Origin of the sequence: Citrobacter sp. wls829 (genome assembly GCF_005280825.1) — a bacterium.
In the GTDB taxonomy this organism is placed as follows: Bacteria; Pseudomonadota; Gammaproteobacteria; order Enterobacterales; family Enterobacteriaceae; genus Citrobacter; species Citrobacter gillenii.
Window position 1 is genome coordinate 57392 of the sequence record NZ_SZWP01000106.1, and the last position, 21253, is coordinate 78644.

Here is a 21253-nt window from a genome sequence, read left to right on the forward strand (position 1 = left end):
CTCAGGCGCTACAGCATTTTTTTTTAATCACCACGAACAAGGTACCTAGCAGACCAGCAGTTAACAGCGCGATGGGTAGGATCATCAGAAAGGTCATCACCTGATCTTCATGGCGTTTAACGAATGGGATCATGCTGAGAGCATAGCCAAAGCTGGTGACCACGGTGACCCACAGCAGGCCGCTCAGCCAGTTAAAGAACTGAAACCGGCGGTTAGGCAGACCTGAAATCCCCGCCATTGTTGGCAGCAGGGTGCGAACAAATGCCAGGAAACGTCCCGCGAGCAGCGCCATCAGACCGTGTTGGTCAAACATACAGGTGGCACGCTGATGATATTTTTCAGGTAATTGCGCCAGCCAGCTTTTCACCGTCCGCGTATTGCCCAACCAGCGCCCTTGAATATAGCTCAGCCAACAGCCCAGACTGGCTGCGGCAGTCAGAATAGCAATTGTCGGGAGAAAGCTCATCACGTCCTGCGCGATCAGCGCTCCGGCCAGTAACAGCAGGCTGTCTCCGGGTAAAAAGGAAGCAGGCAGCAGACCATTTTCTAAAAACAACGTGGCAAACATGACGAAGTACACCACACTCACAACGTGCGGATCTGCCAGCGCGGCAAAATCGTGTTGCCAGAGCGCGGAGATAATATCTTGAATGACTACCATGGACTTTCCTGTGGAACAGCATTTATGAGTGGATTGTACTCCTGAATTGTCCGGGATGCCTTGATCCCGGACGCAACAATTGCAGACTTTTCCACCAGAAGTGTCTGCATATATGTCCAACTGCGGCAATGTTACTCGATTCGGGCGAATCCGGCGGCTAAATCCGCAATCAGATCGTCAACATTTTCTAAACCGATGTGTAAACGGATGAGCGTTCCGCTGAAGTCCACGTTGCCTTCAGGACGGATGGCGGCAATGTGTTCGGGTTGATTGGCCAGAATCAGTGATTCAAACCCGCCCCAGGAGTAGGCCATGCTGAACAGCGTAAAGTGATCCAAATACGCTGATAGCTCGTCATTGTTCAGCTTCTTATTCAACACAAACGAGAACAGACCGCTGCTGCCGGTAAAATCACGTTTCCAGAATTCGTGCCCTTTGCTGCCGGGAAGCGCGGGGTGGTTGACGCGGGCGACCTGCGGACGATCGGCCAGCCATTCGGCAACCTTCAGGCTGCTTTCGTGATGCTGGCGCAGACGAACGCCCAGAGTCCGCAGTCCGCGGCTGGTCATATAGGCGGTATCGGCATCCAGCATTTGCCCCATTAAATAGGCGTTTTCGCGCAGTTGGTCCCAGCAGCGGGCATTTGATACCGCCGTACCGACCATTGCATCGGAATGGCCAATCAGGTATTTGGTGCCCGCCTGAATTGAGATGTCGATTCCAAAATCCAGCGCGTTGAACAGCACCCCGGCAGCCCAGGTGTTATCGATCATAATGATGGCGTCCGGCGCTACGCTTCTGACGGCAGCGACAATCGCCGGAACATCATGCACTTCCATAGTGACGGAGCCGGGAGATTCCAGAAATACCACTTTGGTGTTCGGCTGAATGTGCTTCACAATATCGGCACCGACTAACGGATCGAACCAGCCGGTGGTTACGCCGAGCTTGCCGAGGATTTTCGTGCAAAAATCCTGGCTCGGCTCATAGGCCGTGTTGGTCATTAGCACGTGGTCGCCGTGTTCAACAAAGGCCAAAATCGTGTTGGCAACGGCTGCGGCGCCGCAGGGAAACAGGGCGCAACCCGCGCCGCCTTCCAGCTCACACATGGCTTCCTGCAGGGAGAAATGTGTCAGCGTGCCGCGGCGTCCGTAAAAAAGTGCGCCGTTAGCGCGGTTGTGGGTGGCCTGTTTTTTAGCCTCAACGGATTCGAATACCAGTGAAGAGGCGCGTTGGATCACGCTGTTGACGGAACCCTGCGTGTACTTTTTACTGCGTCCTGCCTGAACGAGTTTGGTCTCAAGATGCTTGTCTGCCATGTTGGGTTACCTGTTTTTATACGTCTGGATGTCTAAACTAGCATGGATCTTCGGCGACGCATCCTGCAGAAGGGCCATAAAGTAGAAAATAGTCCCAAAATGTGTCTGCTGACTTTTTTACTGCGTAAGCGCAAGGAAAAGAAACCAAAGGTGCGGCACTATGTAAATAGTAATGAGAACGACTATCAATTCGACGTCTTTTTGATATCATTACGCTCAGATTTTGTGATTTGCGTCCTGGAGATACAGAGTGGGTAATAATTTGATGCAGACGGACCTTTCCGTCTGGGGTATGTATCAGCACGCCGATATCGTGGTTAAGTGCGTGATGATTGGGCTAATTTTGGCGTCCGTGGTCACCTGGGCTATCTTCTTCAGTAAGAGCCTTGAGTTCTTTACGCAGAAGCGTCGTCTTAAGCGCGAACAGCAACTGCTGGCAGATGCCCGCTCTTTAGACCAGGCAAGTGAGATTGCCGCTGGATTCGATGCCAAAAGCCTGGGCGCAATGTTAATTAACGAAGCGCAGAACGAGCTGGAACTGTCAGAAGGCAGCGATGACAACGAAGGGATTAAAGAGCGTACCGGGTTCCGCCTGGAACGTCGCGTTGCAGCTGTAGGGCGTCATATGGGGCGGGGTAATGGATACCTGGCGACCATTGGGGCTATCTCTCCCTTTGTGGGTCTGTTCGGTACAGTATGGGGCATCATGAATAGCTTCATCGGTATTGCACAAACGCAAACGACGAACCTGGCCGTGGTTGCGCCGGGGATTGCAGAAGCGCTGTTAGCCACCGCGATTGGTTTGGTTGCCGCTATACCTGCTGTTGTTATCTACAACATCTTCGCCCGTCAGATTGGCAGCTACAAAGCCATGCTGGGTGATGTTGCGGCACAGGTGCTGTTATTGCAAAGTCGCGATCTGGACCTGAGTGCAAGCGCTGCGGCGCATCCGGTACGCGCTGCGCAGAAATTACGTGTAGGATAATGTTCCATGGCAATGAGTTTTAATGAAAACCTGGACGATAACGGTGAAATGCACGACATCAACGTCACGCCGTTTATCGATGTTATGTTGGTGTTGTTGATCATTTTTATGGTGGCCGCGCCGCTGGCAACGGTGGATGTGAAGGTGAATCTACCGGCTTCGACCAGCACGCCGCAACCGCGTCCTGAAAAACCGGTTTATCTGTCAGTGAAAGCGGATAACACGATGTTTATCGGCAACGATCAGGTGACCGATGAAACCATGATTAACGCGCTAAACACGCTGACAGAAGGCAAGAAAGACACCACTATCTTCTTCCGGGCTGATAAAACTGTCGACTATGAAACCATGATGAAAGTGATGGATACGCTGCATCAGGCAGGTTTCCTGAAGATTGGTTTGGTTGGTGAAGAGACCGTGAAAGCGAAGTAATCTCTGTTGCCGGGTGAAGGGTTTCGCCTTACCCGGCCTCCTCTTTCGGCTTCCTCCATCCCCTCATTTCTTTTCGTCCAGCGCGACGGTAGTGACTCTGGTCGCGGCATAACTCCCTTCAGATAGCTTACGCGTCAGGCGCAATGTCGCCGTTTCTCGCGCGAGTAAATGCTGGTACGCGCTTTCCAGACGGGCCATGATTTTGTCCCGCAGCGCCGGCTGTTGGGCAATAATGGCTTCAATGGTGGCACCGTAGATCTCTTCTTTGGCTTGCAGAGCATAGATTTCCCGGCGGTTTTGCCACTTCATGCGTACCAGGGCTGCGGGTATTGATACCATTTCCTGAGCCACGCTCTCCAGCGTGGCATTTTTATTGGCAATTAAGATATCCAGATTCTGCTTTAAGACAAATTCGTCACTTTTATGGTTGTCTAAAGCCAAATAAACGTTGTTATCCTCAACATCTTTCATTTTATTTCTCTTCCAGAGAATAAAAAATCGGATCGCTGGTTTCGCGAGTCAGTAAATTAAGCCAAATTTTATTGCCCTGCTCATTTATTAACGCAGTGTTTTTCGCCAAAATTTTACTTAATTCTTGTGCGTTAATGTCACCTTCTGCTTGCAGTGAATTAAGCAGACGGGTGAACGATTCGATTTTTGCTGCGCGAAACAGTCGCTCTTTTAAATGGCGGTCACATTCTTCAAATAACATGTTACGGGTCTGACCGGTAGCGGTGGCGCTAATTAAAATATCCGCTTCAAACTCGCTTAAGGTTGTCTTTCCCTGAGTCAAATTTTCACTATTTTCTACGGTATCAGTATTGGTTGGGGATGTAGATAAATGAAAACGAGAGGGAACAAGATGCTCGGGAAGCATGTTGAAATATCCTTTACTGCCAGTGAGGTAAGTTTTTTTAATAAGACAGGCTGCGTTGACAATAGCATGGGGTAATTTTAAAATCAAAAAAAATGGAGCCTGTATATGAACAGTATATTTTATTCTGTTATTACCCTGCTATTGCTTACCTGCGGGGTTCTTGTGCTGATGCGCGGTGCAAATAAAAATCGATCGAATGAGGAACTTACCTCTTATCCCAAACTGGAAACGCTTAGCAAAGAAGAGGGGGAAGATCATTTCTCAGCATTGATGAATTCGATTACGCCGGTATGGTATTGGCGGGTCAATCATGAATATATTGATTTTATCCACTCGACAATAAAGCGTATGACCATGGTGGAGTTAAATGAAACACCAGGGCTATTTGATGCACAGCGGCGCTGCAGCGATCTCAATTCAGCGGTCTACAAATATTACGACAACATCAAAAAACGCTGCCTGAGCGGAGAGAAAGTCCCGCACGCCGATTTAGATGTGCTCAATTTGCGTCAATGTTTCAGGGAGTTCAGCCTGGAAGCCTATCCTGCACTCGTCGCACTGGTGTGGCCAGAGCTCCAGCGCCCGCCCATCAATGCCGAAGAGGTTTGAGGCGTATGTTGTTTCGATGTTGCACAATTGCGATATACTACTGCCTGGTTTAGTTACAAGACAGGATCATATGGAACGTTTTCTGGAAAACGCAATGTACGCGTCCCGCTGGCTGCTTGCTCCCGTGTATTTTGGCCTTTCTCTTGCTTTGGTTGCCCTGGCGCTGAAATTCTTTCAGGAGATCTTTCACGTTCTGCCCAATATCTTTTCGATGGCAGAAGCCGATCTCATTCTGGTACTACTGTCGCTGGTCGATATGACCCTGGTCGGTGGGTTACTGGTCATGGTGATGTTCTCCGGCTACGAGAATTTTGTCTCACAACTGGATATTACTGAAGGCAAAGAGAAGCTGAGCTGGCTGGGTAAGATGGATGCCACGTCACTGAAGAATAAGGTTGCGGCGTCTATCGTGGCCATTTCTTCCATCCATTTATTGCGTATTTTTATGGATGCTAAAAATGTCCCTGATAACAAGCTGATGTGGTACGTCATTATCCACCTGACCTTTGTGCTCTCAGCCTTTGTGATGGGGTATCTGGATCGACTGACGCGCCACAATCACTAAATCAGTACGGCCGGGTCGGCAATTTTACCGCCCCCCCGGCATACTGTTTAGACGATTATTTATCTGATGAGGCCTGCCACAGATTGAGCTTGCCGTCGGTGACGTGCTTATCTATCTGCGCCAGTTCTTCAGCGCTGAATGCCAGGTTATTCAACGCCTGAACGTTTTCTTCTAACTGCTCGGGACGGCTGGCGCCAATTAACACTGACGTCACGCGGTTATCTTTGAGTAACCAGCTCAATGCCATTTGCGCCATCGACTGTCCACGCCGTTGCGCCATCTCGTTCAGCAACCGCAGGCTGTTAAGATTTTCTTCCGTCAGCATATTTTCCGTCAGGCCACGGGCTTTTTTCCCTTCACGCTGCATACGCGAACCTTCTGGAATACCGTTCAGGTATTTCCCCGTCAGCAACCCCTGAGCCAGCGGGGTAAAGGCGATGCAACCAATACCGTTTGTGTCCAGCGTATCCAGCAGGCCACTGCTGTCGACCCAGCGATTAAGCAGGTTGTAGGACGGTTGGTGGATCAGCAGCGGAATTTTCCATTCCCGCAGCAGGTCGGCCATTATTTGCGTGCGCTCCGGGGAATAAGATGAAATACCAACATACAACGCTTTGCCACTTTGCACGGCGTGAGCCAGCGCCGCAGCGGTCTCTTCCATTGGCGTGCTTTCGTCAACGCGGTGAGAATAGAAAATGTCGACGTAATCGAGGCCCATGCGTGTCAGGCTCTGGTCGAGGCTGGCAAGCAGATACTTACGCGAGCCGCCAGAACCGTACGGTCCCGGCCACATGTCGTAGCCAGCCTTGGTAGAGATGATTAATTCGTCACGGTACTGCGCGAAATCCTCACGCAATAATCGGCCGAAGTTTTCTTCAGCGCTGCCCGGCGGCGGCCCGTAGTTATTGGCTAAATCGAAATGCGTGATGCCTAAATCAAATGCTTTACGCAGCAGGGCACGCTGTGAATCCAGTGCTTGGACGTGTCCAAAACTGTGCCATAAACCCAGCGACAGTGCAGGCAAGCGCAAACCGCTGCGACCACAGTAGCGATAGAGCATTTGCTCATAACGTTCAGGGTTGGCAAACCAGGCCATGAGATCTCCTTAGTGCAGGTTAATCGTGCAGGTGAATTTCGAAACGACGTTTCTATTCTAGCTGTTTCACGATGATTATCCCGTTCACCAGGTCACATTGAGATGAAAAACTGAGAGTTGTGTTTCGTGTTGAAAGTAACCCTCAGGCGTCGGGCCAGATAGGTACGCACTTAATTAACGTATGGACTTGATTCCCCAGGTAATAATAATTGCTGGTTTTATTAGCCTTCATATCGATATAACGGGGAGGAACAGGAAGAGTCGATGTGCTTAAAAAAGTAAAAAAATAAACAACGCATTATATCTTCTTCGTGACCTGCCGATAACAAGGATAAGTCTCGCCTGATGGCGAAAATCCTCATCTACGGCAAGGAAACTATTATGCGTTTGCTGCAAAACTTCACTATTCGTATTGTCATGCTGGCAATACTGGGACTATTTTGCCTGCTCTGGTCGGGCGTGGGGTTATTTAGCCTCCATTCGTTATCTAAAATATCAGAAGGCAATGAGATTGATCGTCATCTCGTACAGCAGATGACGGTTCTTAGTCAGGGGAACGATCAGTACTTTCGCTTTGTCACGCGGCTAAGCCGAGCTGTGGATGTCAAAATCGGCGGCGGAACGCCTGACTTTGGTCCGGCTCAGCAATCTCTGGATGGCATGCGTAAAAAACTTGAGCAGATGAAAACGCTGTCGCCGGGGCCGATGGATGCGGAAATTGCCACCGCGGTGCTGACGACGTGGCAAGCGCTGCTGGAGAAAGGTGTGATCCCGCAGATGCAACTGGCGCAGCAGGGATCGCTTACCGCATGGTCAGAGCATGCCAGCACCGTTACACCGGCGCTAAGCCGCGATTTTGGTGCCAGTGCCGAGCGGTTTAATACCGCTGCCGGTAAGCGACTGGATGCGACGCGCATTATGGTCGACGGTAAAACATCGATTATCCGCACCTTGATTATCACCGCCGTTATCCTCGGTATTGCCATTCTTATCTTTACCGACCGCTATCTTGTGGCAATGATGGTGAAGCCGCTGGCACGCATTCGCCAGCAGTTCCGCCAGATTGCCCACGGCGACCTTAGCCATCCGATTGAAGAATTTGGTCGTAATTGCGTAGGGCAACTGGTGCCTTTACTCAGTGCGATGCAGGACAGCCTGCGTGAAGCCGTCAGTACGATTCGGTCAGGCAGTGACAACATCTGGCGCGGCGCGACGGAGATTTCCAGCGGCAATAACGATCTTTCTTCGCGTACGGAAGAGCAGGCCGCAGCGCTGGAAGAGACCGCCGCCAGCATGGAGCAACTCACCGCCACGGTGAAACTGAATGCTGAGAATGCGCGCGAGGCCAGCCAGCTTGCCGATACGGCATCAGAAACGGCGGGCAAAGGCAGCACGCTGGTTTCGCAGGTAGTGGATACCATGGACGGGATTGCTGCCAGTTCTAAGCAGATCGCCGAAATTACCTCAGTTATTAACAGCATCGCATTCCAGACCAACATCCTGGCGCTCAACGCCGCCGTCGAAGCGGCCCGAGCGGGCGAACAGGGCCGTGGTTTTGCGGTGGTTGCCGGTGAGGTGCGAAATCTTGCCAGCCGCAGCGCAGGCGCGGCGAAAGAGATTGAGACGTTGATTGGCGAGTCGGCGCGCCGTGTCGATCAGGGCGCGCGTCTGGTCAAGGAGACCGGCTTGACGATGGACGCTATTCTGCGCGGAGCAACCGAAGTTACGGCAATTATGAAACAAATTGCCTCCGCCTCTGAAGAGCAGAATAAAGGCATCTCACAGGTGAGCGTCGCGATCACACAAATGGACAGCGTGACCCAACAAAACGCCGCGCTGGTGGAGCAGGTATCGGCAGCGGCAGTGGCGTTGGAGCGACAAACCGAAGACCTGCAGCGTGCCGTTCAGCAGTTCCGGCTTTCCGCAAGTGACGTGCAGCATGCACCAACCAACACCGTTTTACCCGCCGAAGAAAGCGCTGCGCCTAAAGCATCTAAACCGGATGAATGGGTGGCCTTTTAATCTGGCACAAAAAAGTGCGTGATACCTCTGGCCTTTGCTTAAAAAATCGCTATATAATTTATTATATAGCGATTGGAGGTAATGCATGGATAACCATTTTGGAAAAGGCCTGATGGCAGGATTAAACGCCTCAAGTGCAGATAGTGCGCGAACGGTGGCGAATTTTTGTGCTGACTATAAGCGTGGCTTTGTGCTGGGCTTTTCACATCGGATGTTTGAACGAACGGGCGATCGGCAACTGAGTGCGTGGGAGGCGGGGATCCTCACGCGCCGCTACGGGCTGGATAAAGAAATGGTGATGGATTTCTTCAAGGAGAACCAGTCCAGTACAACAATTCGCTTTTTCATGGCCGGCTATCGGCTCGAAGCTTGATCCGAAAGGGGTATTATCTTGCTTTAATTAATTACACTATTGACCTACACCTTCGTTTTGTTGCCCTGCCGAAGTATTATAACGCACATAACCATATAAAAAGTGTGGTAATGGCGCGCCGATCGCAATAAGCAACATGCGAATGGTGCAAAATAAAAGCCAGGTCTTCGCAACGGAATAACAATAAAATGACTGGAGATAACTCTCTCATCAATTCGAACGGCATTAATCGCCGTGATTTCATGAAGCTTTGTGCAGCATTGGCCGCTACCATGGGGCTCAGTAGCAAAGCCGCCGCAGAAATGGCGGAATCAGTATCCCGCCCTCAGCGCCCGCCGGTTATCTGGATAGGTGCTCAGGAGTGTACGGGCTGTACTGAATCGCTACTTCGTGCGACACACCCTACCGTGGAAAACCTCGTCCTGGAGACGATCTCTCTGGAATACCATGAGGTGCTTTCCGCCGCCTTCGGCCACCAGGTCGAAGAGAACAAACATAACGCTCTGGAGAAGTACAAAGGGCAGTATGTTCTGGTCGTAGATGGTTCTATCCCACTGAAAGATAACGGTGTTTACTGCATGGTTGCCGGTGAGCCTATTGTGGATCATATCCGCAAGGCGGCCGAAGGCGCTGCGGCGATCATTGCTATCGGCTCATGTGCCGCATGGGGTGGTGTTGCTGCCGCTGGCGTTAACCCAACGGGGGCAGTTGGCTTGCAGGAAGTCCTGCCAGGCAAAACCATCATCAATATTCCAGGCTGTCCGCCGAACCCGCATAACTTCCTCGCAACGGTCGCACACATCATCACCTACGGTAAGCCACCGAAGCTGGATGCGAAAAACCGTCCAACGTTTGCCTACGGTCGTCTGATCCACGAACACTGTGAGCGTCGTCCGCACTTTGATGCGGGTCGTTTTGCTAAAGAGTTCGGCGATGAAGGCCATCGTGAAGGCTGGTGCCTCTACCATCTGGGCTGTAAAGGGCCAGAAACCTACGGCAACTGCTCAACGTTACAGTTCTGTGATGTTGGCGGCGTGTGGCCAGTGGCGATCGGTCACCCTTGCTACGGCTGTAACGAAGAAGGCGTCGGTTTCCATAAAGGCATTCACCAACTCGCTTCTGTGGAAAACCAAACTCCGCGTTCAGAGAAGCCGGATGTCAACCTGAAAGAAGGTGGCAACATTTCTGCTGGGGCTATTGGGCTGCTGGGTGGCGTAGTAGGACTGGTGGCCGGCGTCAGCGTGATGGCGGTACGTGAACTGGGACGTCAGCAAAAGAAAGATAACGCTGACTCACGGGGAGAATAACCGTGAACAGACGTAACTTTATTAAAGCAGCTTCTGGCGGAGCATTGCTGTTGGGCGCTGCGCCGTCCGTCAGCCATGCGGCTGCAGAAAACCGTCCGCCGATCCCGGGTTCCCTTGGGATGCTGTATGACTCGACGCTGTGTGTCGGCTGTCAGGCCTGTGTCACCAAGTGTCAGGACATCAACTTCCCAGCGCGCAACCCTGAGGGGGAGCAAACCTGGTCGAACAACGACAAACTGTCACCGTACACCAATAACATCATTCAGGTGTGGCGTAGTGGAACAGGCGTTAACAAAGACCAGGAGCAGAACGGCTACGCGTACATCAAGAAACAGTGTATGCACTGCGTCGATCCGAACTGCGTTTCTGTTTGTCCGGTCTCCGCGCTGAAAAAAGATCCGAAAACCGGCATCGTCCACTATGACAAAGATGTCTGTACCGGTTGCCGTTACTGCATGGTCGCTTGCCCGTACAACGTGCCTAAATACGACTACAACAACCCGTTTGGTGCACTCCATAAGTGCGAGCTGTGTAACCAGAAAGGTGTAGAGCGCCTGGATAAAGGTGGTTTACCGGGCTGTGTTGAAGTGTGTCCTGCCGGTGCGGTGATTTTTGGTACGCGCGAAGAGCTGATGGCTGAGGCGAAAAAACGCCTGGCGCTGAAGCCTGGCAGCGAATACCACTATCCGCGTCAGACGGTGAAAGACAGCGATACCTATCTGCACACGGTGCCGAAATATTACCCGCACCTGTACGGCGAGAAAGAAGGCGGCGGTACGCAGGTATTGGTACTGACGGGCGTTCCTTATGAAAATCTGGATCTCCCACAGCTGGCTGACCTGTCAACCGGTGCGCGTTCTGAGCATGTTCAACATTCCCTGTATAAGGGCATGATTTTACCCCTGGCAGCGCTGGCGGGCATAACCGTGCTGGTTCGTCGTAATATAAAAAACGACCATCACGATGGAGGAGACGATCATGAGTCATGATCCTAAACCGCTGGGCGGAAGAATAATCAGCAAGCCGGTCATTATTTTTGGGCCGTTAATCGTCCTGTGTATGCTCCTGATCGTAAAACGTCTGGTCTTCGGGTTGGGCTCAGTCTCCGATCTGAACGGTGGATTCCCGTGGGGTGTATGGATCGCGTTTGACCTGTTGATCGGCACCGGTTTTGCCTGTGGCGGTTGGGCACTGGCATGGGCGGTCTATGTTTTCAACAAAGGGGAATATCACCCGCTGGTGCGCCCAGCCTTGTTGGCGAGCCTGTTTGGTTATTCTCTGGGTGGCCTGTCGATCACCATCGACGTCGGTCGTTACTGGAACCTGCCGTACTTCTACATTCCGGGCCACTTTAACGTGAACTCGGTGCTGTTCGAAACGGCAGTCTGTATGACCATTTATATCGGCATCATGGCGCTGGAATTTGCGCCGGCCTTGTTTGAACGCCTGGGGTGGAAAGTTTCGCTCAAGCGTCTGAACAAAGTGATGTTCTTTATTATCGCCCTCGGCGCACTGCTGCCGACAATGCACCAGTCTTCAATGGGTTCATTGATGATTTCTGCCGGTAATAAGGTGCATCCACTGTGGCAAGCCTATGAAATGCTGCCGCTATTCTCGGTGCTTACCGCCTTTATAATGGGCTTCTCGATAGTCATCTTTGAAGGTTCGCTGGTACAAAGCGGCCTGAAAGGTAATGGGCCGGACGAGAAGAGTTTGTTCATCAAACTGACGAATACGATTAGCGTCTTGTTGGCGATCTTCGTGGTTCTACGCTTTGGTGAACTGATCTATCGGGACAAGTTGTCGTATGCGTTTGCAGGCGATTTCTACTCAGCCATGTTCTGGCTTGAGGTTGTGCTGATGGTCTTCCCGCTGGTGGTACTGCGTATCGCGAAACTGCGAAATGACTCGCGCATGCTGTACCTGTCTGCGCTGAGCGCATTGCTGGGTTGTGCAACATGGCGTCTGTCCTATTCGCTGGTGGCGTTCAATCCTGGTGGTGGCTACCACTACTTCCCGACCTGGGAAGAACTGTTGATTTCTATTGGTTTTGTGGCTATTGAGATTTGTGCATACATCGTACTCATTCGTCTACTGCCGATACTTCCTCCTTTAAAACAAAACGATCAAAATCGTCATGAGGCGAGCAAAGCATGAGCCAGAGAATTACTATTGATCCGGTAACCCGTATTGAAGGCCATTTACGCATCGACTGCGAAATCGAAAATGGCGTGGTATCAAAAGCATGGGCGTCCGGTACCATGTGGCGCGGCATGGAAGAGATCGTGAAGAATCGCGATCCGCGTGATGCGTGGATGATTGTGCAGCGTATTTGTGGTGTGTGTACCACCACGCACGCTATCTCTTCCGTGCGCGCTGCTGAAAGCGCACTGAACATTGATGTTCCCGTGAACGCGCAGTACATCCGTAACATCATTCTGGCAGCGCACACCACGCATGACCATATCGTGCACTTCTATCAGTTGTCTGCGCTGGACTGGGTGGATATCACCTCCGCACTGAAAGCCGATCCAGCAAAAGCCTCGGCGATGCTGAACGGCGTGTCGACCTGGCACCTGAACAGCGCGGAAGAGTTCACTAAGGTTCAGAACAAGATCAAGGACCTGGTTGCCAGCGGTCAGTTAGGTATTTTTGCCAACGGCTGCTGGGGTCACCCGGCAATGAAACTGCCACCGGAAGTGAACCTGATTGCAGTTGCACACTACCTGCAGGCGCTGGAATGCCAGCGTGATGCCAACCGCGTCGTGGCGCTGCTGGGCGGTAAAACACCGCACATCCAGAACCTGGCGGTCGGTGGGGTGGCGAACCCAATCAACCTCGACGGTCTTGGCGTGCTGAACCTTGAACGCCTGATGTACATCAAGTCCTTCATTGATAAGCTGAGCGACTTTGTTGAGCAGGTGTACAAAGTGGATACCGCGGTTATTGCCGCATTCTATCCGGAGTGGCTGGAACGCGGCCAGGGTGCGGTAAACTACCTGAGCGCGCCGGAATTCCCGACTGACGGCAAAAACGGCAGCTTCCTGTTCCCTGGTGGTTACATTACCGATGCAGACCTGTCGACCTATCGTCCGATCACCTCTCATTCTGATGAATACCTGATCAAAGGGATTCAGGAGAGTGCGAAACATGCGTGGTACAAAGACGAAGCGCCGCAGGCGCCGTGGGAAGGAACAACGGTTCCGGATTACACCGGCTGGTCTGACGATGGCAAATACTCCTGGGTTAAAGCGCCAACCTTCTACGGCAAAACGGTGGAAGTGGGCCCGCTGGCTAACATGCTGTGTAAACTGGCGGCAAAACGCGAGTCTACCCATGCCAAGCTGAATGAGATCATTGCGATTTACACCAAGCTGACCGGTAAAACCATCGAAGTGGCACAGCTGCATTCGACGCTGGGTCGTATCATTGGTCGTACCGTTCACTGCTGTGAACTGCAGAACGTTCTGCAAAATCAGTATAACGCGCTGATCGTAAACATCGGCAAAGGCGACCACACCACCTTCGTGAAACCGAATATCCCGGCCACTGGCGAGTTCAAAGGTGTCGGCTTCCTCGAAGCACCACGCGGTATGCTTTCTCACTGGATGGTGATTAAAGACGGCATTATCAGCAACTATCAGGCGGTTGTACCTTCAACCTGGAACTCTGGCCCGCGTAACTTTAATGACGAAGTGGGACCGTATGAGCGTTCACTGGTAGGCACGCCGATCGCCGATCCGAACAAACCGCTGGAAGTGGTGCGTACTATTCACTCCTTCGACCCTTGTATGTCATGTGCGGTGCATGTGGTGGACGTTGACGGGAACGAAGTCGTCTCAGTTAAGGTTCTGTAATGCGGATATTAGTCTTAGGGGTCGGCAATATTTTGCTGACTGACGAAGCCATCGGGGTACGTATCGTTGAGGCATTAGAGCAACGGTACATCCTGCCTGATTTCGTTGACGTTCTGGATGGCGGTACAGCGGGGATGGAGCTGCTCGGCGATATGGCGGACAGAGATCATCTGATCATTGCTGACGCCATTGTGTCGAGAAAAAGCACGCCGGGAACCATGATGGTCCTGCGGGATGAAGAGATCCCGGCGCTGTTTACCAATAAAATCTCGCCGCACCAGCTTGGCCTGGCCGACGTGTTGTCGGCCCTGCGTTTTACCGGCGAGTTTCCGAAGAAGCTGACTCTGGTCGGCGTTATTCCGGAATCGCTGGAGCCGCATATCGGGCTAACGCCGACGGTTGAAGCCATGATTGAACCTGCGCTTGAGCAGGTTCTCGCCGCGCTGCGCGAATCGGGTGTGGAAGCCATCCCTCGGGAGGCGGCCCATGTCTGAAGAGTTTTTAGGCTTTCAGACAGCCCCAAAAGCGCAGATTCAGGCCGCGTTTGAAGAGGTAGCCCGCCGTTCGATGCACGATCTCTCGTTCCTGCATCCGAATATGCCGGTGTATGTCTCTGATTTTACGCTGTTTGAAGGCCAGTGGACGGGATGTGTGATCACGCCCTGGATGCTGAGCGCGCTGATTTTTCCTGGGCCAGATCAGATCTGGCCCCTGCGAAAAGTCAGCGAGAAAATGGGGCTGCGTTTACCGTATGGTGAGATGACATTTACCGTAGGCGAGCTAGATGGAGTATCGCAATACCTGTCCTGTTCGTTAATGTCGCCGCTTTCGCACAGCATGTCGGCACAAGAGGGTGTCCGCCTGACTGACGATTGCGCAAAAATGTTGTTATCGCTGCCGGTGAGCGATCCGAACGCACCGCAACTTGGTCGTCGCGCGTTGCTGTTGGGCCGTCGGAGCTGTGAAAATGCATGAGTTGTCGCTTTGCCAGAGCGCCGTTGAGATTATTCAGCAGCAGGCAGAGCAGCACGATGTTAAACGTGTTACCGGCGTTTGGCTGGAAATTGGCGCGCTCTCCTGCGTTGAGGAGAGCGCCGTTCGTTTCAGTTTTGACATCGTCTGTCAGGGCACGGTCGCGCAGGGATGTGCATTGCACATTGAATACAAACCCGCTCAGGCCTGGTGCTGGGATTGCAGTCAGGTTGTGGAAATTACCCAGCATGATGCGCAATGTCCACGTTGTCAGGGCGATCGTTTGCGGGTTGAAAGCGGCGATTCACTGAAAGTGAAAAGTATTGAAGTCGAATAGCCCATAGGTCGCTATGGGACGGAGTCAGATATGTGTATTGGAGTCCCGGGTCAGGTTCTGACCGTCGGTGAAGATATTCACCAGCTTGCGCAGGTTGAAGTTTGCGGTATCAAGCGCGATGTCAACATTGCCCTGATTTGTGAAGGCGATCCGGCTGAGCTGGTCGGGCAATGGGTACTGGTGCACGTAGGATTCGCTATGAGCATCATCGATGAAGATGAAGCCAAAGCCACGTTAGACGCGTTACGCCGCATGGATTACGACGTCACCAGCGCGTGACGACTTCGCTTATCAGGCCTACGCCTTATATGTAGGCCGGATAAGGCATCTTGCGTTAGCCCTGGCGTTTGTCTTCGGTATTGGTATCGAAGTCACTGGCGTCATGGCGTTCATGAAGCTGTTCATCCAGCGGCCCGTTAGTGCGGTTCACAATCCGTCCACGCTTAACCGCCGGACGCGCTGCAACCTCTTTGGCCCAACGTTGAACGTGTTTGTAGCTCCCCGCATCAAGGAATTCTGCCGCGTCATAGACGTTGCCCAGCACCACATTGCCAAACCACGGCCAAATGGCCATATCGGCAATGGTATATTCATCCCCCGCCACAAACTGATGCTGCGCCAGTTGCTTATCCAGAACGTCGAGTAAACGCTTGGCTTCCATAGTGAAGCGATTGATCGCGTACTCAATTTTTACCGGCGCATAGTTGTAGAAGTGGCCGAAACCACCGCCGAGGAAGGGCGCTGCGCCCTGTAACCAGAATAGCCAGTTCAGTGTTTCAGTGCGTTTTGGCAAATCCTGAGGCAGGAAATAACCATATTTCTCCGCCAGATAAAGCAGGATAGCGCCAGACTCAAACACGCGTACCGGTGGGTTTTGCGAATGGTCGCGCAGTGCCGGGATCTTCGAGTTTGGGTTCACCTCAACAAAGCCGCTGGAAAACTGGTCACCATCGCCAATACGGATGATCCAGGCATCATATTCCGCGCCGGTCACGCCCTGCGCCAGCAGCTCTTCCAGCATAATCGTCACTTTCTGACCGTTTGGCGTACCCAGCGAATAGAGCTGCAGCGGATGCTTGCCGACCGGTAGCGTTTTCTCGTGGGTGGCACCGGAAACCGGACGGTTGATGTTGGCGAATGCACCGCCATTGGATTTATCCCACGTCCAGACTTTCGCGGGCTGATAAGTATTGTCTGACATAGTGACCTGCCTTCTGAGTGGTTGTGTTGAAGCAGTGTAGCAGTTAGGGAAAACTCAATTTAACAGATTGGGACTTTATGTCGTGTTGTGCTGAAAGGGGAAGATAAATCTAACCCGTTCATTGTACGCAGACCGTACTCCATGAAGAGGAAATCAATGTTGGACGGAAATTGCTACCGTACTACCCTCAATAATTGGCGGTGAAAAAGCAGTAACAATGAAAAATGGTGTTCCAGGAGTAAGCGGTTATCAGGGCCCGGCGGGTGGGTGGGGCGCGGTAAAAGCCGTCACTGCTTCGGTGTTTTCGCAAAAGGCCGTCGCGCGCGACATTATCGCGATGTTCAAAATGAACCAAGTGAAAGGGTTCGATTGCCCGGGGTGTGCGTGGCCCGATCCGAGCCATCGTGCGCCGATGGAACTGTGCGAAAACGGCGTAAAAGCAGTGTCCTGGGAAACCACCAGTAAGAAAGCCTCACCTGCATTTTTCAGCCGCCACCCGGTATCGGCACTCTGGCAGTACAGTGATTATGCGCTGGAAAATATAGGCCGTTTGACGCACCCGATGAAATACGATGCCGTGACGGATACCTGGCAGGCCGTGGCGTGGGACATTGCGTTTCAGGAAATCGGCGAGCGACTGCGCAGCTATGACTCTGCACAGCAGGTTGAGTTTTACACCTCCGGTAGAACCTCAAATGAGGCGGCGTTCCTGTATCAACTGTTTGCCCGCGAATACGGCAGCAGCAACTTCCCGGACTGTTCAAACATGTGTCATGGCCCAACCAGTGCCGGGCTGACGCGGGCCATTGGTCTTGGGAAAGGGACCGTGGAGCTTGATGATTTTGAACAGTGTGAACTGGTGATTTGCATCGGACATAATCCTGGCACCAACCATCCGCGCATGCTGACCACGTTACGCGACGTTGCCAAACGCGGGGCTAAAATTATCTCAATTAACCCGCTTACCGAGCGCGGACTTGAGCGCTTTAGCTTCCCACAAAGCCCGAAAGAGATGTTCACCGGCCAGACGACAGCACTTAGCAGCGATTACTACCAGGTCAAAATGGGCGGTGATGCCTCGCTGCTCAAAGGCATCATGAAGGCGTTGATCGAAATGGATGAAGCGCGGATCTTGCTGGGTCAGCAACCGACGCTCGATCATGCGTTTATCGACGAACATACCGCGGGTTATTCGGCGTTGTATGACGATTTACGCCAATGTTGCTGGGCTGAACTGGAGCAGGACTCTGGCCTGACGCGCAGCCAGATGGAAGATCTGGCACACAGCTATAACAAATCTCGCGCGACGATCATTTGTTATGGACTGGGTATCACCCAGCATAAAAACGGTACCGAGAACGTCCAGCAACTGGTGAATCTGCTGTTGTTGAAAGGCAATATGGGCAAACCGGGGGCGGGGATCTGCCCACTGCGTGGGCATTCCAACGTGCAGGGCGACCGTTCCGTAGGGATTAACGAGGCGGCATCAGAAGACTTCCTGCAGCGCCTGGAAGCGCATTTTTCTATCAACGTTTCGCGTCAGCATGGTCGCTCCAGCGTGGAAAGTATTCGGGCGATAGAGCGTGGTGAGGCGAAGGCATTGATTTGCATGGGCGGGAATCTGGCGGTGGCGATGCCTCAGCCGCAGCGTACCTTTGAGGCGATGAAAAAGCTGGATATGCAGGTTCACATTGCGACCAAGCTCAATCGTTCGCATTTGCTGCTGGCAAAACACAACTATCTGCTACCCGCGCTGGGCAGAACTGAACGCGATATGCAGGCAACGGGTATTCAGTCAGTAACCGTCGAGGATTCTATGTCGATGGTCCACGCTTCCTGCGGTGCGCTAAAACCGGCCTCTCAATGGCTAAAATCGGAACCGGCGATTGTGGCGGGGCTGGCTCGCGCCACGCTTCCCCACTCGCCGGTAAACTGGGAAGCGCTGACCGGGAACTATGCGTTGATTCGCGACGCCATCGAGGCCGTTATTCCGGCGTTTCGCGATTATAACGCGCGTATTGCCGAGCCCGGTGGATTTCGTATGGATACGCCGGCTTCGTGGCGTGAATGGCACACCACAAACGGTAAAGCTAATTTTGTCGTCAGTCGTCAGCGTGCAGTCGAGCGGGAAAACCAGCCTGCTGAGGCGCTGGTGCTGGCCACACTGCGTAGCCACGATCAGTACAACACTACTATTTATGGCATGAACGATCGCTATCGTGGCATTAGCGGGCGACGTGATGTGGTGTTTTTAAGCGCCGTGGAAGCAACGGCCCGCGGGCTGAATCAGGGCGATGTCGTTAACGTCCAAGCGTTGGATGACCACGGTAAGCCTTGCGTGGATCGTATGATGCACGGGCTAACGGTCGTCATTTACGACATGGCGGCGGGTTCGATCGGCGCGTATCTGCCGGAAGCGAATGTGCTGCTGTCGCTCGATGCGGTCGATACGGAAAGTCTGACCCCGGCGTATAAAAGCGTGCCGGTTATCCTCAGTAAAACGTAGCTCCTGCTACGAATTTTTCGCCTCTGAGCGCCAGCCGCTGCGTTGAGGTGTATGATAAGTCAACCTCTGTCCGGTTAGTGTCGCAGAGCAGGCAATCAGAGCGAAAAATTCACGCCACCCTGCTCAGGCTGTATTGTTTTGAGGTAAGGTGCATGAGCAAAGGAACGACCAGTCAGGATGCCCCATTCGGGACATTATTGGGCTACGCCCCCGGCGGCGTAGCAATCTACTCTTCAGATTACAGCTCCCTTGACCCACGGGACTACGACGATGATGCTGCGTTTCGCAGCTATATCGACGACGAATACATGGGCCACAAATGGCAGTGCGTCGAGTTCGCGCGCCGTTTTCTCTTTCTCAACTATGGCGTAGTCTTCACCGATGTGGGTATGGCCTGGGAGATTTTCTCCTTGCGTTTCCTGCGCGAAGTAGTGAACGACAATATTCTGCCGTTACAAGCATTCCCTAATGGCTCACCTCGCGCGCCGGTAGCAGGCGCTCTACTTATCTGGCAAAAAGGCGGTGAGTTCAACGAAACGGGCCATGTGGCGGTCGTCACCCAGTTGCTGGAAAATAAAATCCGTATTGCTGAACAGAACGTGATCCACACGCCGCTGCCTCCCGGACAGCAGTGGACCCGCGAGCTGGAGATGGTGGTTGAAAATGGTCACTACACCCTGCGTGATACCTTTGATGACACCACGATCCTCGGCTGGATGATCCAAACTGACGATACCCGCTACAGTCTGCCGCAGCCAGAGATCGACAATGACGCCCTGAAGATTGGCGGCGCGAGACTGGAAGATAGCGGACAGTTTGATGGTAAGTGGCTGAACGAGCAGGATCCGTTGCAAAAAGCCTACGTATTGGCAAATGGTCATGTGATCAATCGGGATCCGCATCAGTACTTCACCATTACTGAAAGCGCGGAGCAGGAGCTAATTAAAGCGACCAACGAACTGCATCTGATGTATCTGCACGCCACCGACAAAGTGCTGAAAGACGATAACCTGCTGGCGCTGTTCGATATTCCAAAAATTCTCTGGCCGCGTCTGCGCCTCTCATGGCAGCGTCGTCGGCACCATATGATCACCGGTCGTATGGATTTTTGTATGGATGAGCGCGGGCTGAAGGTGTACGAGTACAACGCCGATTCCGCATCGTGCCATACCGAAGCAGGCCTGATCCTTGAACGCTGGGCTGAGCAAGGCTACCGTGGGCGCGGGCACAATCCTGCAGAAGGGCTGATCAACGAACTGGCCGGCGCCTGGAAGCACAGTCGCGCGCGTCCTTTCGTTCACATCATGCAGGACAAGGACATTGAAGAGAACTACCATGCGCAGTTTATGCAGCAGGCGCTGCATCAGGCCGGGTTTGACAGCAAAATCCTCCGCGGACTGGACGAATTACGCTGGGATGATGCCGGCCAGTTGATTGACGGCGACGGTCGTTTGGTGAATTGCGTCTGGAAAACCTGGGCATGGGAAACCGCGATCGAGCAAGTGCGTGAGGTGAGCGAAACCGAATACGCTGCCGTGCCAATTCGTACCGGACATACTCAACAGGAAGTACGACTGATTGATGTTCTGCTGCGCCCGGAAGTGCTGGTCTTCGAGCCGTTGTGGACGGTTATTCCCGGCAACAAGGCAATCTTACCGATCCTATGGCAACTGTTCCCTCATCATCGCTATCTGCTTGATACTGACTTCACTGTTAACGACGAGCTGGCGAGAACCGGTTATGCCGTGAAACCTATTGCAGGACGTTGTGGCAGCAACATCGATCTGGTCAGTCACGAGGAAGAACTGCTCGATAAGACCAGCGGTAAGTTTGCTGAACAGAAGAACATTTATCAGCAGCTTTGGTGTCTGCCCAACGTTGCCGGTAAATATATTCAGGTTTGCACGTTCACCGTGGGCGGTAACTACGGCGGCACCTGTCTGCGCGGTGACGATTCGCTGGTGATTAAAAAAGAGAGTGATATCGAACCGCTTATTGTAGTGAAAGGGGCGTAACCTTTCAGGTCTGTTTCTGATTGCGCTAAAGAAGCCGGGGTATGTCTCCGGCTTTTTTATTTGTTTTTACAATGGCTGTGATTGTCATTTATCTAGGGAAGGTGCGAACAAGTTCCTGA

Annotated in this window: 22 protein-coding genes; 16 read left to right on the forward strand and 6 right to left on the reverse strand. The window is 52.6% G+C overall.

What is annotated here, in order from left to right; genetic code table 11:
- Position 1 precedes the first annotated feature (1 nt).
- Together yghB and metC are read right to left on the reverse strand one after the other, a co-directional pair.
- Positions 2-661, reverse strand: coding sequence for a DedA family general envelope maintenance protein YghB (yghB, locus tag FDW88_RS21675; protein WP_115257486.1), 660 nt, complete (start codon positions 659-661; stop codon positions 2-4).
- Positions 662-792: 131 nt separating this feature from the next.
- Positions 793-1980 carry a cystathionine beta-lyase gene (metC, locus tag FDW88_RS21680; RefSeq protein ID WP_137363343.1) on the reverse strand — a complete coding sequence of 396 codons (1188 nt, stop codon included), beginning with the start codon at positions 1978-1980 and terminating at the stop codon, positions 793-795.
- A gap of 250 nt (positions 1981-2230) precedes the next feature.
- Between metC and exbB the strand changes: the two genes are divergently transcribed.
- Both exbB and exbD read left to right on the forward strand, forming a co-directional pair.
- Positions 2231-2965 (forward strand): tol-pal system-associated acyl-CoA thioesterase, encoded by a 735-nt coding sequence (gene exbB / locus FDW88_RS21685; RefSeq protein ID WP_096755669.1) that lies wholly within the window; start codon positions 2231-2233, stop codon positions 2963-2965.
- A 6-nt stretch (positions 2966-2971) separates the two neighbouring features.
- On the forward strand, positions 2972-3397 hold the full coding sequence (exbD, locus tag FDW88_RS21690; protein ID WP_096755670.1) for a TonB system transport protein ExbD: 426 nt from the start codon (positions 2972-2974) through the stop codon (positions 3395-3397).
- A gap of 63 nt (positions 3398-3460) precedes the next feature.
- On the opposite strand, the gene FDW88_RS21695 is transcribed toward exbD, so the two are convergent.
- Together FDW88_RS21695 and FDW88_RS21700 are read right to left on the reverse strand one after the other, a co-directional pair.
- Positions 3461-3868: a cytoplasmic protein gene (locus tag FDW88_RS21695; protein ID WP_115257487.1), complete on the reverse strand. Its 408-nt coding sequence runs from the start codon at positions 3866-3868 to the stop codon at positions 3461-3463.
- A 1-nt stretch (position 3869) separates the two neighbouring features.
- Positions 3870-4274, reverse strand: a complete 405-nt coding sequence (locus FDW88_RS21700; RefSeq protein WP_137363349.1) for a hypothetical protein — start codon at positions 4272-4274, stop codon at positions 3870-3872.
- A gap of 105 nt (positions 4275-4379) precedes the next feature.
- On the opposite strand from FDW88_RS21700, the gene FDW88_RS21705 reads away from it, so the two are divergent.
- Both FDW88_RS21705 and FDW88_RS21710 read left to right on the forward strand, forming a co-directional pair.
- Entirely contained in the window at positions 4380-4883 is a 504-nt protein-coding gene (locus tag FDW88_RS21705) for an ESA_00282 family adhesion-associated protein (protein ID WP_115257489.1), read from the forward strand.
- Between the two features lie 70 nt (positions 4884-4953).
- Positions 4954-5448: a TIGR00645 family protein gene (locus tag FDW88_RS21710; RefSeq protein WP_115257490.1), complete on the forward strand. Its 495-nt coding sequence runs from the start codon at positions 4954-4956 to the stop codon at positions 5446-5448.
- A 55-nt stretch (positions 5449-5503) separates the two neighbouring features.
- Here FDW88_RS21710 and FDW88_RS21715 read toward each other — a convergent pair whose 3' ends face one another.
- Positions 5504-6544: an aldo/keto reductase gene (locus FDW88_RS21715; protein WP_135911406.1), complete on the reverse strand. Its 1041-nt coding sequence runs from the start codon at positions 6542-6544 to the stop codon at positions 5504-5506.
- Between the two features lie 381 nt (positions 6545-6925).
- Here FDW88_RS21715 and FDW88_RS21720 point away from each other — a divergent pair, with 381 nt between their 5' ends.
- The 10 genes from FDW88_RS21720 to hybG all read left to right on the forward strand — a co-directional run bounded on the left by FDW88_RS21720 (position 6926) and on the right by hybG (position 15691).
- The gene (locus FDW88_RS21720; protein ID WP_115259899.1) at positions 6926-8566 is read left to right on the forward strand and encodes a methyl-accepting chemotaxis protein; all 1641 of its coding nucleotides are present in this window, start codon (positions 6926-6928) and stop codon (positions 8564-8566) included.
- Between the two features lie 85 nt (positions 8567-8651).
- On the forward strand, positions 8652-8939 hold the full coding sequence (locus FDW88_RS21725) for a DUF2623 family protein (protein ID WP_096755675.1): 288 nt from the start codon (positions 8652-8654) through the stop codon (positions 8937-8939).
- Positions 8940-9127: 188 nt separating this feature from the next.
- Positions 9128-10246 carry a hydrogenase 2 small subunit gene (hybO, locus tag FDW88_RS21730; protein ID WP_096755676.1) on the forward strand — a complete coding sequence of 373 codons (1119 nt, stop codon included), beginning with the start codon at positions 9128-9130 and terminating at the stop codon, positions 10244-10246.
- Between the two features lie 2 nt (positions 10247-10248).
- On the forward strand, positions 10249-11235 hold the full coding sequence (hybA, locus tag FDW88_RS21735) for a hydrogenase 2 operon protein HybA (protein WP_137363344.1): 987 nt from the start codon (positions 10249-10251) through the stop codon (positions 11233-11235).
- Positions 11225-12403, forward strand: a complete 1179-nt coding sequence (hybB, locus tag FDW88_RS21740; protein WP_096755678.1) for a Ni/Fe-hydrogenase cytochrome b subunit — start codon at positions 11225-11227, stop codon at positions 12401-12403. The genes hybA and hybB overlap by 11 nt, the downstream gene beginning before the upstream one ends.
- Positions 12400-14103 (forward strand): hydrogenase 2 large subunit, encoded by a 1704-nt coding sequence (gene hybC / locus FDW88_RS21745; protein ID WP_115257492.1) that lies wholly within the window; start codon positions 12400-12402, stop codon positions 14101-14103. Before hybB ends, hybC begins: the two co-directional genes overlap by 4 nt.
- Entirely contained in the window at positions 14103-14597 is a 495-nt protein-coding gene (locus FDW88_RS21750; protein WP_115257493.1) for a HyaD/HybD family hydrogenase maturation endopeptidase, read from the forward strand. The genes hybC and FDW88_RS21750 overlap by 1 nt, the downstream gene beginning before the upstream one ends.
- The gene (gene hybE / locus FDW88_RS21755; protein ID WP_096755681.1) at positions 14590-15078 is read left to right on the forward strand and encodes a hydrogenase-2 assembly chaperone; all 489 of its coding nucleotides are present in this window, start codon (positions 14590-14592) and stop codon (positions 15076-15078) included. Before FDW88_RS21750 ends, hybE begins: the two co-directional genes overlap by 8 nt.
- The gene (hypA, locus tag FDW88_RS21760) at positions 15071-15412 is read left to right on the forward strand and encodes a hydrogenase maturation nickel metallochaperone HypA (RefSeq protein ID WP_096755682.1); all 342 of its coding nucleotides are present in this window, start codon (positions 15071-15073) and stop codon (positions 15410-15412) included. The genes hybE and hypA overlap by 8 nt, the downstream gene beginning before the upstream one ends.
- A 30-nt stretch (positions 15413-15442) precedes the next feature.
- Positions 15443-15691, forward strand: a complete 249-nt coding sequence (gene hybG / locus FDW88_RS21765) for a hydrogenase maturation factor HybG (RefSeq protein ID WP_096755683.1) — start codon at positions 15443-15445, stop codon at positions 15689-15691.
- Positions 15692-15746: 55 nt separating this feature from the next.
- Here the strand turns inward: hybG and yghU are convergent, their stop codons facing one another.
- Positions 15747-16613: a glutathione-dependent disulfide-bond oxidoreductase gene (yghU, locus tag FDW88_RS21770; RefSeq protein ID WP_137363345.1), complete on the reverse strand. Its 867-nt coding sequence runs from the start codon at positions 16611-16613 to the stop codon at positions 15747-15749.
- A 217-nt stretch (positions 16614-16830) separates the two neighbouring features.
- Here yghU and FDW88_RS21775 point away from each other — a divergent pair, with 217 nt between their 5' ends.
- Together FDW88_RS21775 and gss are read left to right on the forward strand one after the other, a co-directional pair.
- Positions 16831-19119 (forward strand): FdhF/YdeP family oxidoreductase, encoded by a 2289-nt coding sequence (locus FDW88_RS21775; protein ID WP_137363346.1) that lies wholly within the window; start codon positions 16831-16833, stop codon positions 19117-19119.
- A gap of 152 nt (positions 19120-19271) precedes the next feature.
- Positions 19272-21134 carry a bifunctional glutathionylspermidine amidase/synthase gene (gss, locus tag FDW88_RS21780; RefSeq protein WP_137363347.1) on the forward strand — a complete coding sequence of 621 codons (1863 nt, stop codon included), beginning with the start codon at positions 19272-19274 and terminating at the stop codon, positions 21132-21134.
- Positions 21135-21253: the final 119 nt, after the last annotated feature.